Raw genomic sequence first — 13,249 nt, forward strand, 5'->3', positions numbered from 1 at the left:
CCCCTTCAGGGGAGGGGTTGGGGTGGGGCAGTGCGGCAGGCGAAAGGGCTCGGTGAGACCGCCAGGCCCCACCCCCAACCCCTCCCCTGAAGGGGAGGGGCGTTAGAGAGAATGCGCGCCTCACGCCGCCTCCCTTTCGTCGCGTTTGCGGTCGAATTCCTCGATCAGCGCGATGAAGGCGTCTTCCATCGTCGGATCGTCGAGGCCCGCCAGTTTTCCTGCCTGTGCCTTGAGCTCGTCCGGCGTACCGGTGGCGATCTGCTCGGCGCGGTAAATCAGGGTGACGCGGTCGCAATATTCGGCCTCGTCCATGAAGTGCGTGGTGACGAGCACGGTCACGCCCTTCTCGACCAGCCCGTTGATATGCGTCCAGAATTCGCGTCGCGTCACCGGGTCCACACCCGAAGTAGGCTCGTCGAGGAACAGCACCGGCGGTTCGTGCATCACCGCGCAGGCCAGAGCGAGCCGTTGCTTGAAGCCGAGCGGCAACGTGCCGGCATTGACGTCGAGCTTTCCCTTCAGCTCGAAAATCTCGATCATCGCCTCGATCGCGCGCTTGGCCTTTTCGCGGTCGAGATCATAGGCGCCGGCGAAGAAATCGAGATTCTGGCGGACGCTGAGGTCGCCATAGAGCGAGAATTTCTGCGCCATATAGCCGAGCGAGGCGCGCGCATCGGCACGCGATCGGCGCAGATCATGTCCCGCCACGGAGCCGCTGCCGCTGGTCGGTGTCAACAACCCGCACAACATCTTGAAGGTGGTCGACTTGCCCGCGCCATTGGGTCCGAGCAGTCCGAAGATCTGCCCGCGCGGGATCGCGAACTGCATGTCGCTCGCCGCGACGAAATCGCCGAAGCGTCTGGTGAGGCCCTTGGCTTCGATCGCGCATTCGCTGTTCTCGGGGATCTCGCGATAGCGTTCGGCGAGGGCGCTGGTGCCCTTGGGCCCGCCGCCCAGCCGTTCGATGAAGCCGTCCTCGAAGCGAGGCGGCGCGGGCTCGACCGCGCCGCCTTCAGCATCGAGCGATTCGGGGGTAGGAACGGCCACGCCCTCCGCCATCAGCAGCCGCACCGATCGCCCCTGGATCGTGCCGTCGATCACTTCGTCGCGATCAAGCGTCCGGGTGAGGAAATGTCGGCGGCGGTCCTTGAAGCCGGTGACCCGGAACACGCGGCCGGCGACCTTGCCGGTCAGATCGGCCGGCGGCCCGTCGAACAGCAATTTGCCTTCGTTGAGTAGATAGACCGTGTCGCACTTCTCGGCTTCGTCGAGATAGGCAGTAGACCACAAAACGCCGATCCCCTGATCGGTCAGATCACCGACCATCGCCCAGAGTTCGCGCCGCGAGATCGGATCGACGCCGACGCCCGGCTCGTCGAGCAGCAGCACTTTCGGCGTCTTGACCAATGCGCAGGCGAGCCCGAGCTTCTGCTTCATGCCCCCCGAAAGCTTGCCCGCCAGCCGATCCTGAAAGCGCGCGAGATCGGTGAAGTCGAGCAGCCGGTCGAAACTCTCCTTGTGCTCGGCTTTCGGGAGCCCGCGCACTTCCGCATAGAGAGTGAGGTTCTCGATCACCGAGAGATCCTCGTAGAGTCCGAAGCGCTGAGGCATATAGCCGAGATCGTCGAGCTTCTGCCCGGGGGCCGCGCCGAGCACCTCCACCTCGCCACTGTTGGGAGCCATCAGTCCCGCGAGGATTCGGATCAGCGTGGTCTTGCCCGCGCCGTCCGGGCCGACGAGGCCGGTGACCTTGCCGGGTTCGATCGCCATGCTGACGCCGTCCAGCGCGGTGAGCGTGTCGAAGCGCTTCACCAGATTGGAGGTGCGGGCGACGGTTTCCACTAGCAAAGCCCCTCCCTCCTAGGGAGGGGTTGGGGGTGGGTAAGCGGCAGTCGGGCTCGATGCCCGGCTGTCGCTTTTGTTCGTGTCGTGGGAAGGGCTCGCTTCGCTCGCACCCACCCCCGGCCCCTCCCTTGCAGGGAGGGGAGAAGGCTGATCTCAATCCTCATGCCGCACCCGCGCGCCGATAACGCGCACCGTCACCGGCTGCCCCTGGCGCAGCGCGTCGTCGGGATCGTCGACGATCACGCGGAGCTGATAGACGAGGTCGGTCCGCAGATTCTCGGTCTCGACCGATTTCGGCGTGAATTCCGCGCGGGGCGCTATGTAGCCGATCGTGCCCCGATAGGTCTTGGCATTGCCGTCGGCGGTCACCTGCACTTTCATTCCCGGGCTGATCCGGCTGAGGTCGGTCTCGGCGACATAGGCGCGGACTCGCATCGGCCGGTCGATCGACAGCGTCAGCACCGTCTCGCCCGGCTGGACGATGGCGCCGGGTTCGCGGGCGCGGGTGACGACGGTGCCTGCGGTGGCGGCGACCAGCCGGGTGTCCGAACGATCGGTGGCGACGCCTGCGCGGGCGGCCTGCGCCGTTCGCACCTCGGCGGCAGCTGCAGCGATATCCTCCGGCCGGCTGCCCGCCTGGAGCAGCGACAGCCCCTGCTTCGCTTCGGCAAGCTGCGCGGCGGCACGGTCGCGATCGGCGCGGGTCTGTTCCCAGATATCGCGGCTGATCGCGCCGGGTTCGACCAGCGCCTGGCGCCGGGCATAATCGCGCTGGGCATTGGCATAGACTGCCTGCGCCGCCGCGACTCGCGCACGCGCCTGCGCCACGTCCTGCGCGCGTGCGCCGTTGCGCGCCTTGTCGTAATTGGCCTGCGCCTGCGCCACGCGCGCGTCTGCCTCGGCGATGCGGTCGTCGAGCGTCGCGGTATCGAGCGTCGCGAGCAACTGACCCTGGGTCACCTTGGCACCTTCCTCGACGCCAATCCCTGCGATCCGGCCGCCGACGCGGAAACCCATGTCGACTTCGCGGATGTCGACATTGCCGTAGAGCGTCAGCTCGGTTTCGGCGCGGTGCGGGATCAGGCCGAAGCCGCGCGTGGCGAATGCCGCCACGGCGAGCACCACGATCAGCGCGATCACGATCAGGCGGCGTCGGTTCATTGCGGCTTCTCCGAAAGGATGCAGAGCACGTTCGCACGCAGCCTCGCGCGCAGCAGGCGGGCAGTCTCATCGTCGATCTGGTCGACCTGCAGCGCCCGGCACACCGCGGCGCGGCCCGCGCGCAATATCATTGCCTGGCCGAACAACAGGATCGCCATCGCCACTGCCTCGCGGCGGGCGAGATCGGGGCGGGCACGTCCGATCAGCTCGATGAACGCATCGAGCACCGGGTGCATCGCGCGGTTGAACAGCACGTCGAATGCCTCGGTCGGGAATTGCTGCTCGCGGATGATGAAACGCGACCACGCCTCTGTTTCGGGCCGCAGCATCATTTGCGCGAACCCGTCGAGGATCGTCGCCAGTGCCTCTATCGCCGCTTCGCGCGATTCCTGCCCGGCCGCGACAGCGCGTGCGACATTCTCGCCCTGCAGAGCGCGAATCGATGCGGCGATATGCTCCGCGGCGGCGAGGTACAGGCCTTGCTTGCCGCCGAAATGATAGGTGATCGAAGACATCGCCGTACCCGACGCACGAGCGATGTCACGCGTGCTCGCCCCCTCGAAGCCGAGTCGGCCAAATTGGTCGATCGCCGTGTCGAGGAGCGTCGCAGAGACCATGGTCGCCCTTTGTTCGTTCGAACGAACAGTGCATATGCTTGCATCCTTGTCTTGGCAAGGCCCTTGTGCGGTCGGATTTGCGGGCGGATTTGCACCCTGTTTGGCACCTACGCGTTAATACTAGTGATTTTTCCACACTTTGTGATTATGTACCGATCATTATGGAAACTGCCACCTACACCACTGCCAAAGGGCGCCCGCGCGAATTTTGCGTCGACGAGGCGCTTGCCCAGGCGCTCCGCGTGTTCTGGAGCAAGGGTTACGAAGGCGCATCGCTCACCGATCTGACCGACGCGATGGGGATCACGCGCCCCAGCCTCTATGCCGCGTTCGGCAACAAGGAGGCGCTGTTCCGCAAGGCGCTCGATCTCTACGAGCGCGAGAAGCTCTGCTACATGGCGCAGGCGCTCGACGCGCCCACCGCGCGCGGCGTCGCCGAGCGGCTGCTGCGCGGCGCGCTCGAGATGCAGGCGAGCGACTGCGAACCGCGCGGCTGCCTGCGCGTGATCAGCTCGGTCGCGTGCGGAGTCGAGGCTGAATCGATCCGCGACGAGGTCATCGCCCGACGCAAATCCTCGTCGGACGCGCTGATCGCACGCTTCGAAAAAGCCGAAGCAGCGGGCGAGTTACCCGAACATATGAATGCCCAGGCGCTTTCCGGTTATCTGGTTGCATTGCTTCAGGGGCTCGCACTGCAAGCCGGGGCAGGGGCCAGCTACGAAGAACTCGAGCGGCTGGTCGAAACCAGCCTGGCGGTTTGGCCGACGAAATAAGCTGGGAGCTTATTCCGACGCTTTGCCGTCGATTGCCACCGCCGGCAAGCGATGCCGGAAGCTGCGGGAAGAGGCGCGATGCGGGCCCGACGAACGGGCGAGCCGGCGTGCGAAGAACACATACAGCAAGCCGAAGGCGGCGCCGGTGACCGCGAAAAGGATCATCTGCCTCGGACTCGCACTAACGTGACGCGCGCTGGCGAGGGGCGCTGCGAGGATACCGACCACCGCTCCACCGATCACGCAGAGCCATGTGCCCGCCGCGGTGCCGTGGCGAGTCGTCGGCCAGAGCAGCGAGAACAGGATCGCTGCGCCGGGTAGTGCCAGGATGAAAGCGGTGAACCAACTGGCGATTGCCAGCCAGACGAGCCAGGCTCCGCCGGGGAGCGAGTCTCCGGACATGATCACGATGGCGACGGTCGTCAGGACCGCGAAGACGGTCGAACCGAGCAGCGCGCTGGCCAGCACGGCGAGCGCATGGTGGCTGAAGCGAAGCGACTAAGGAGCGATGAGCATTCCCTGGGAATAAATGCCGGTGTTTAACAAGATGTTGCCTGGCTTACCTGACGGAGCGCGGCGCGGTCGCAAATCCCCACCGAAAATCCGTCGCCACCCTCTCGACAAAAAAGATACCGGCCAGTATAGAAAGCCCTTGACGCAACGCAGCACGATTTCTATACCAGTCGGTATGGAAGTGATCCGTCACCTTCGCAACCGGGACCAGACGAAGGAGCTGCCTATGCGTAAGCTTTGCAAACATCGAGGTCAGGCCACGGCCTGAGCCATCGGCGCCCCGCGCGCCGATCCACATTTCAGGCCCAGTCTGCCTGCCGCGCGAATGAGGTTCGTGGGGAGGAAGCTTGCGCCTTCGCGACAACAATCGCCGGTGATCCCGTGGGCCATGCGCCGCGGGCAAGGGAGCGGTGCGTCCGCCGCCGGCCAGAAGGGAGAAGAATCATGGCTTATCTGAACTTCGCCACATTGCAGGGCAGCCCCATTGCGACCCCTGACGATGTAACTGCAGCGCCGCGCACGCGGACCGGCCTTTCCGCGCTCGAATGGCAGGTGGTGGCGATCGCGCAACACGATCGGCTCTCGTCGCTCGAAAAGCCGGGCAAGCTCGCCACTGCGCTCACCATGATTTTCGGCGGCCAGCGGCCCAATCCGGAGCTGGCGGACTCGCGTCTGGAGGCGCTTCGTCGCCTCGCCGTCCACGCTTGGCACAAGGGCTATACCGTGCCGCGCGCCGCGATCCGCGCCTTTCACGAGGCGGGTTTCACCACCGAACAATATGAAACGCTGCTCGCCAGCATCAGCCGGGGCCGGGCAGCCCTCAATCAGGGAAATCGTGCATGAACATGATCACGCGTATCGATCCGGTCGAGCCGAACGAGGCCGAATCGGGTCAGCTCGACCGCAAGCCCCGCCCGCTCTGGCAGAAGGGCGCGTTCGTCGCGCTGCCGGTGCTGCTCGTGGCCGGCGGTGTCGGCTTCTTCAATCGTGAGTCGCCGGCGATCGCCGCGCCGCCGCCGCCCACCGTCACCGTTGCCCAGCCCCTGGTGCGTCAGGTCAGCGAATGGGACGATTATGTGGGCCGCTTCGAGGCAAGCCGCAGCGTCGAAGTGCGTCCGCGCGTCTCGGGGCAGGTCGTCGGCATCCACTTCACCGACGGTGCGATCGTCCAAAAGGGCCAGTTGCTCTTCACGCTCGACTCGCGCCCGTTCGCCGCGGCGCTCGCCGAGGCGCGGGCGGGCCTCGCCACTGCGCAGAGCGATCTGGCGCTCGCCCAGTCCGATCTCGGCCGCGCTGAACGGCTGGTCGCAGCAGAAGCGGTGTCGAAGAGCGATGTCGAGCGGCTCCAGGCGCGTGTCCGTGCGGCGCGTGCCTCGGTCGCTGCGGCTGAGGCCCGGGTCCGTGCCCGTGCCCTGGACGTCGAGTTCACGCAGGTCCGCGCTCCGATTGCCGGCCGCATTTCGGACCGCAAGGTCGATGCCGGCAATCTTGTCGCGGCGGGGGAGGGGGCGGGCGGTTCGCTGCTCACCACGATCAACGCGCTCGATCCGATCTACTTCACCTTCGACGGTTCGGAGGCGCTGTTCCTCAAGACCAAGCGCGCGCAGGCCGAGGGTAATACCCAGTCGCCGGTCGAGATCCGCCTGCAGGACGAAACCGACTATCGCTGGAAGGGCGGGCTCGATTTCACCGACAACGGGCTCGATCCGCGATCGGGAACGATCCGCGGCCGCGCGGTGCTGCGCAATCCGGACATGTTCCTCACTCCGGGCATGTTCGGCAACATGCGGCTTTCGGCGGGCGGCACCGCGCAGGCGCTGCTGATCCCCGATTCGGCCGTCTCGACCGATCAGGCGCGCAAGATCGTGATGACCGTAGGCAAGGACGGAACGCTCCAGCCCAAGCCGATTACGGTCGGACCCGTCGTCGACGGACTGCGCATCGTCCGCTCGGGACTGACTCCGCAGGACCGCGTCGTCCTCGCCGGGGCGCAGATGTCGCCTCCGGGAAGCAAGGTCCAGATCAAGCCGGGCAAGATCGAACCCCAGACTGTTGCGGCACCGCCAGTCGTATCGGCTCCGGTCACGGGCGAGGCCACTTTCGCCCGCTGACCGACCTGCCGCCGGGCGGTCCCCAAGGCCCGGCGGCAGGACCCAATCACTCCGTTCGGCCTGAGCTTGTCGAAGGCCGCATCGCCTCCGCGCGATCGGCTCATGGCTACGCCCTTCGACAAGCTCAGGGCGAACGGATCTGGAAATCCCTCTAACGAGGAGTAGGCCCATGCGCCTCTCGCGTTTCTTCATCACGCGCCCGATCTTCGCGGCGGTCATCGCGATCGTGATCACGATCATCGGTGCGATCGCCTATCTGGCGCTGCCGATTTCGCAATATCCCGACATCGTCCCGCCGACGGTGACGGTCTCCGCCAGCTATCCCGGCGCCTCGGCCGAAACGGTAGCCGAAACCGTCGCCGCGCCGATCGAGCAGGAGATCAACGGCGTCGACGACATGCTCTACCAGTCGTCCCAGTCGACGGGCGACGGCAGCGTCACGATCACCGTGACGTTCAAGTCGGGCACCAATCTCGACGCCGCGCAGGTGCTGGTGCAGAACCGCGTCGCAGTCGCCATTCCCCGCCTGCCCGAGGAAGTGCAGCGGCTCGGCGTGGTGACGCGCAAGACCACGCCGGACTTCCTGATGGTGGTCAATCTGATCTCGCCCGACAACTCGATCGATCGCAGCTACATCTCCAACTACGCGTTGACGCAGGTGAAGGACCGCCTCGCCCGCATCAATGGCGTGGGCGATGTCCGCATGTTCGGTGCACGCGACTATGCGATGCGCGTCTGGATCGATCCGGGCCGTGCCGCGGCACTCGACCTGACCGCGGGCGACATCGTCCAGGCGCTGCGCGGGCAGAACATCCAGGTCGCAGCGGGTTCACTCGGCCAGCCGGGCTCGACGCCCAGCGGCAACGCCTTCCAGCTCAACGTGGAGACGCAAGGCCGCCTCAAGGACCCTGCCGAGTTCGGGCAGGTCGTGATCCGCACCGATAGTGACGGGCGCCAGGTCCGCGTCAGCGACGTGGCCCGTGTCGAACTGGGCGCGGCGGACTATAACGCCAATACCTATCTCTCGAACCAGCCGACCGTGATCCTCGCCGCCTATCAGCGGCCGGGCTCGAACGCACTCGCCGCCGCGAAGGCGATCGAGCACGAGATGAAGGAGATATCGAAGAACTTCCCCAAGGGCCTCGAATATCGCGTCATCTATAATCCGACCGAGTTCATCGCCCAGTCGATCGACGCGGTCTATCACACGCTGGGCGAGGCGATCCTGCTCGTCGTGCTCGTCGTCATCGTTTTCTTGCAGAAATGGCGTGCGGCGATCATTCCGGTGGTCGCGATCCCGGTCTCGCTGATCGGCACGATGGCAGTGCTGCTGCCGCTCGGCTATTCACTCAACAACCTCTCGTTGTTCGGCCTCGTGCTGGCGATCGGCATCGTCGTCGACGACGCGATCGTCGTGGTCGAGAATGTCGAGCGCAACCTCGCGCGGGGCATGTCCTCGCTCGAGGCGGCGAAGACCTCGATGGACGAGGTGTCCGGCGCGCTCGTCGCGATCGTGCTGGTGCTGCTCGCGGTGTTCCTGCCGACCCTGTTCCTCAACGGCCTGTCGGGCGCCTTCTACAAGCAGTTCGCAGTGACGATCTCGGTCGCGACTGCGATTTCGCTGCTCGTCTCGCTCACGCTGTCGCCCGCACTCGCCGCCGTGTTGCTGAAAGGGCACGAAAGCGAGCCGAAGGGTCCGATCGCGCGCGTAATGCGGCGCGGGGCGGACGCGTTCAACCGCGGCTTCGAGCGGATGAGCGAGGGCTATGCGAGGCTCACCCGCGCGCTGGTGACGCGGCCCAAGCGGATGATGGTTACCTATGCCGGTTTGATCGCGGCGACGATCGGCTTGTTCTGGGTGACGCCCGTCGGCTTCATCCCGGCACAGGACCAGGGCTATTTCCTGACCGTCATCCAGCTTCCGCCAGGCTCGTCGCTCGAGCGCACTGACCAGGTGATGCGCAAGGTCGTCGCACGCATCTTGCCGATCAAGGGCGTGAAGGGTTCGGTGATGCTCGCGGGCTTCGATGGCCCGTCGCAGACGCTCGCTCCCAACAGCGCCGCCGCTTATGTGCCTCTGCTTTCGTTCGAGGAGCGCAAGAAGCTCGGCGTCAGCTATGCCGAGATCATGAACGAGGCGCGCAAGCGTACCGCCGACATCAACGAGGCGATGCTGCTCGTGGTGCCGCCGCCGCTCATCCAGGGCATCGGCTCGGCCGGTGGTTATCGGATGATGATCCAGGATCGTGCCGAGCACGGCTATGAGGAACTCGGCAAGACCGCGTACGGGCTGATCGGCAAGGCCAACCAGACCGAGGGCCTCCAGCAGATCTACACCTTCTTCAACACCGCCACACCGCGCGTCTTCGCCGATATCGATCGGCGCAAGGCCAATATGCTCGGCGTGCCGCCGGAGCGGGTGTTCGAGGCGCTCAACGTCTATCTCGGCTCGGCGTTCGTGAACGACTTCAACATGCTCGGGCGCACCTATCGCGTGACTGCCCAGGCGGACGCGCCGTTCCGTGCGACCGAGGCCGACATCGCCAACCTCAAGACCCGCTCGAACTCGGGGGCGATGGTGCCGATCGGATCGGTATCGACCTTCGAGAACAAGACCGGACCGTATCGCGTGACGCGCTACAACCTGTTCCCGGCAGTCGAGGTCGATGGCGATACCGCCCCGGGGTACAGCTCGGGCCGCTCGCTGACGACGATGGAGAAGCTCGCGAGCGAATTGCCACCCGGCTACGGCGCCGAATGGACCGGCATCGCCTTTCAGCAGAAGATGGCGGGGAGCACTGCGGGCCTGGTATTCGGGCTGGCCGTATTGTTCGTCTTCCTCGTGCTGGCGGCGCAATATGAGAGCCTGACCTTGCCGCTCGCGATCGTCCTGATCGTGCCGATGTGTCTGCTCGCGGCAATGGCCGGAGTGAATCTGCGCGGTATGGACAACAACGTCCTCACGCAGATCGGGCTGGTCGTGCTGATCGCGCTCGCTGCCAAGAACGCGATCCTCGTGGTCGAGTTCGCGCAGCAGGCCGAGGCGCGGGACGGGTTGTCGCCTGTGGAGGCCGCTGTGCGTGCCGCGCGCGATCGCCTGCGGCCGATCCTGATGACTTCGTTCGCCTTCATCCTCGGCGCCGTGCCGTTGCTGATCGCGAGCGGGGCAGGGGCCGAGCTCCGTCAGGCGCTGGGCACCGCGGTGTTCTTCGGGATGATGGGCGTGACCGGTTTCGGCCTGCTCTTCACTCCAACCTTCTACGTCGTCTGCCGCGGGCTTGGACAGCGTCTCGCGCGCAGGCGGCGTGGATCGGGGGAGGCACCCGAACCCGTGCTGCAACCTGCTGAGTAACCACTAGCCGTCATCCCGGCGAAAGCCGGGGTCTCAGGCGGCTCCAGTCCCGCCATCGCCTGAGATTCCCGCTTTCGCCGGGATGACGGGCAGGAGGAAATGATATGACTATCTACCGCACTATCCTCGCGACTGCCTCAGCGCTCGCTCTCGCGGCCTGCGCAGCCGGCCCCGACTATGTCGCCCCGGTCCACCCGCAGACTGCCGCCGGCAACTTCATCGCGACCAGCCCGGCGGTGACGCCCGAACCGGTCAAGGGCGATTGGTGGCGGCTCTACAACGATCCGGTGCTCGACCAGCTCGTCACCGACGCGCTGGCCGCCAACACCGACGTCCGGGTGGCGGTTGCCCGCATCGCCCGTGCTCGCGCGGCGCTGCGCGGCGCCCGCGCTGATCGGCTGCCGCAAGCAGGCGTGAGCGCCGGCGCAAATTACGGCCGCCTCCCCGAAGGGCAGCGTCCGCCGGGTGCCGCGCGCGAGGACTGGCAGATCGATGCCGGGCTCGACGTTTCGTACGAAGTCGATCTGTTCGGCCGCGTATCGCGCAATGTCGAGGCATCGCGCGGCGATGTCGCTGCCGCCGAGGCTGATGCGGACGCGGTCCGCGTGATCGTCGCGGCCGAGACCGCGCGTGCTTACGCCGACGCCGCCTCCGCGGCGGAGCGGCTCGCGGTCGCCGAGCGCATCGTCAAGCTGCTCGACCAGTCGATCGACCTGACCGAGCGCCGCCGCAATGTCGGCCTCGCGACGCGACTCGACACCGCCCGCATTGGCGCATTGCGGAACCAGCGTCAGGCCGAAGTCCCCGCGCTCGCCGCCGAGCGCGACGCCGCGTTGTTCCGCCTCGCCACGCTCACCGGCCGCGCTCCCGCCGACCTCCCGCAGACGGCACGCGTGCGCACCGAGACGCTCCGCCTCGACCAGCCGATCCCTGTCGGCGACGGCGCCGCCTTGCTCGCCCGCCGTCCCGATATCCGCGCCGCCGAGCGCCGCCTTGCTGCCAACACCGCACGGATCGGCGTCGCCACTGCCGATCTCTATCCGAAGATCAGCCTTGGCGGTTCTATCGGTTCGACCGGCAACGACGTGGGAGAGATCTTCACCGGTGGCCCGCTGCGCTGGCTGCTCGGCGGATTGATCAACTGGGCAGTCAATCCGGAGCCGGCCCGCGCCCGCGTCGCCGCGGCGGAGGCCGATACCCAGGCATCGCTCGCGACCTTCGACGGCGTTGTCCTTGGCGCGCTGCAGGAGACCGAGACCGCGCTCTCCGCTTATGCTCATGCGCTCGAGCGCCGTGCCGCGCTGCAGGCGGCGCACAACGAGGCGCAGGCGGCGGTCAACATCGCTCGCGCCCGCCAGCGCGAAGGCGACATCGACTCGCTGGCCCTGCTCGATGCCGAACGCACCTTCGCCGATGCCGAGGCGGCGCTCGCCGCGGCCGACGCGCAGATCGCCGACACCCAGGTCGATCTGTTCAAGGCGCTCGGCGGCGGCTGGCAGACGCCGCCGGCTTAGATCCTAACCCGTCACCCCCGCGAAAGCGGGGGCCCATCTCCTGAGCGATCGGCAAAAAGCACCGGCGCGTTTGTGGATGGTGCCGGAGATGGGTCCCCGCTTTCGCGGGGATGACGCGTTTATAACCGCGTCGCTTCTCCAGGCTGAATCATCGCCCCTTGCGTTGTTCCGCCGTCCGCAGCAGCCGCAGCACGTTGCCGCTCCACATCTTCTCGATGTCGGCCGCCGAATAGCCCGCCTGTTGCAGCCGCGCGGTGACCTTGGGCAGTGCGTCGATGTCCTCGAAGCCGGGGACTCCGCCGCCGCCATCCCAATCGGCGCCGAAGCAGACATGGTCGACTCCCGCCACGTCGATCAAATGGAGAACCAGCCGCATATAGGTCTCGAAATCGGCCTGCTGCGACGGCGCCGTCGCCTCGATCGCGCGCAGCCGCCGGGTGAGCGCGGCGACCTGCTCGGTGGTTAGCCCCAGCTTCGCGGCGTCCTCGAGCTTGTCGGCGATCTCCGAGCGTTCGGCATTGGGGTTCGATTTGCCGAGATAGGCGGCGTTGGCGCAAATCGCACCGCCCGAGGCAGCAAGCTTGCGGAGGCGCGCGTCGTCGAGATTGCGCGCATGATCGAAGATCGCCTTCGATCCCGAGTGCGACAGGATCACCGGCGTCTTCGATAGCGCTATCATCTGATCGAGCACTGCGTCCGAGGCATGGCTCGCGTCGAGCACCATGCCCAGCCGATTCATCTCGGCGACCCATTGCTTGCCCAGCGGGCTGAGGCCGTTCCATTTGGGCGTGTCGGTCGCCGAATCCGCGAACTGGTTGTTTCGGAAATGCACCGGCGACGCCATCCGCACCCCGCGCTTGTAGAATTCGCCGAGCAGCGACAGGTCCTCACCCAGCGGATAGCTGTTCTCGATGCTGATGAAGCCGAAGCGCTTGCCCGCTCTGTCGAGTCGCGCGGCGTCGCTCGCCTTGGTCGCCAATCCGATCCGGTCCGGGAATTTGGCGAATGTCGCGTGGATCTCGTCCGAGCGCTTGAATGCGAAGGCCTTGGCGGCCGCATAGCCCTCGGGCGTCAGCGGGCCAGACGCGGTGTAGATCACGAAGAACCCGCCATCGAGATCGCCCGCGTCCATCCGGCCGAGATCGACCTGCACCGGATCGGTCGCGTGATCGTGCCGGTCGCCGAAGCTCCAGCCCGGGCGGGCGAAATGGGCCGGCGTGTCGAGATGCGTGTCGAGCGTCAGCAGTTTCTTGTGCAGGTTCTTGTCCTCCCCGGGCGCGGCAAGGGACGCGGACGCGGTGGTGGCGAGCAGGACAAGCAGGACGAGCTTTTTCATCGGGACCTCGGATCAGCGACAACTTCC

Annotated in this window: 10 protein-coding genes; 5 read left to right on the forward strand and 5 right to left on the reverse strand. The window is 66.4% G+C overall.

Annotation, left to right across the window (positions count from 1 at the left end; genetic code table 11):
• Positions 1 to 120: 120 nt before the first annotated feature.
• From ASE13_RS17945 to ASE13_RS17955, 3 genes are all read right to left on the reverse strand, one after another.
• Positions 121 to 1,842 carry an ATP-binding cassette domain-containing protein gene (locus ASE13_RS17945; RefSeq protein WP_235537043.1) on the reverse strand — a complete coding sequence of 574 codons (1,722 nt, stop codon included), beginning with the start codon at positions 1,840 to 1,842 and terminating at the stop codon, positions 121 to 123.
• A 156-nt stretch (positions 1,843 to 1,998) separates the two neighbouring features.
• On the reverse strand, positions 1,999 to 3,006 hold the full coding sequence (gene hlyD / locus ASE13_RS17950) for a secretion protein HlyD (protein ID WP_056619450.1): 1,008 nt from the start codon (positions 3,004 to 3,006) through the stop codon (positions 1,999 to 2,001).
• A complete protein-coding gene (locus ASE13_RS17955; protein WP_056619453.1) occupies positions 3,003 to 3,623 on the reverse strand; it encodes a CerR family C-terminal domain-containing protein in 621 nt (206 codons plus the stop codon). The genes hlyD and ASE13_RS17955 overlap by 4 nt, the downstream gene beginning before the upstream one ends.
• Positions 3,624 to 3,784: 161 nt before the next feature.
• Here ASE13_RS17955 and ASE13_RS17960 point away from each other — a divergent pair, with 161 nt between their 5' ends.
• Positions 3,785 to 4,396, forward strand: coding sequence for a TetR/AcrR family transcriptional regulator (locus ASE13_RS17960; protein WP_056619456.1), 612 nt, complete (start codon positions 3,785 to 3,787; stop codon positions 4,394 to 4,396).
• 9 nt (positions 4,397 to 4,405) lie between these two features.
• On the opposite strand, the gene ASE13_RS17965 is transcribed toward ASE13_RS17960, so the two are convergent.
• Positions 4,406 to 4,864 carry a hypothetical protein gene (locus ASE13_RS17965; RefSeq protein ID WP_056619460.1) on the reverse strand — a complete coding sequence of 153 codons (459 nt, stop codon included), beginning with the start codon at positions 4,862 to 4,864 and terminating at the stop codon, positions 4,406 to 4,408.
• A gap of 489 nt (positions 4,865 to 5,353) precedes the next feature.
• Here ASE13_RS17965 and ASE13_RS17975 point away from each other — a divergent pair, with 489 nt between their 5' ends.
• The 4 genes from ASE13_RS17975 (at position 5,354) to ASE13_RS17990 (ending at position 11,886) form a co-directional block, all read left to right on the forward strand.
• On the forward strand, positions 5,354 to 5,752 hold the full coding sequence (locus ASE13_RS17975) for a hypothetical protein (RefSeq protein ID WP_056619466.1): 399 nt from the start codon (positions 5,354 to 5,356) through the stop codon (positions 5,750 to 5,752).
• Positions 5,749 to 7,020, forward strand: a complete 1,272-nt coding sequence (locus tag ASE13_RS17980; protein WP_056619470.1) for an efflux RND transporter periplasmic adaptor subunit — start codon at positions 5,749 to 5,751, stop codon at positions 7,018 to 7,020. Before ASE13_RS17975 ends, ASE13_RS17980 begins: the two co-directional genes overlap by 4 nt.
• Positions 7,021 to 7,189: 169 nt before the next feature.
• A complete protein-coding gene (locus ASE13_RS17985) occupies positions 7,190 to 10,372 on the forward strand; it encodes an efflux RND transporter permease subunit (RefSeq protein ID WP_056619472.1) in 3,183 nt (1,060 codons plus the stop codon).
• Between the two features lie 104 nt (positions 10,373 to 10,476).
• On the forward strand, positions 10,477 to 11,886 hold the full coding sequence (locus tag ASE13_RS17990; RefSeq protein WP_056619474.1) for an efflux transporter outer membrane subunit: 1,410 nt from the start codon (positions 10,477 to 10,479) through the stop codon (positions 11,884 to 11,886).
• 148 nt (positions 11,887 to 12,034) lie between these two features.
• Here ASE13_RS17990 and ASE13_RS17995 read toward each other — a convergent pair whose 3' ends face one another.
• Complete coding sequence (locus tag ASE13_RS17995; RefSeq protein WP_056619479.1) at positions 12,035 to 13,222, reverse strand: dipeptidase; 1,188 nt, start codon at positions 13,220 to 13,222, stop codon at positions 12,035 to 12,037.
• Between the last annotated feature and the right edge of the window lie 27 nt (positions 13,223 to 13,249).

The organism is Sphingomonas sp. Root241 (assembly GCF_001428865.1).
In the GTDB taxonomy this organism is placed as follows: domain Bacteria; phylum Pseudomonadota; class Alphaproteobacteria; order Sphingomonadales; family Sphingomonadaceae; genus Sphingomonas.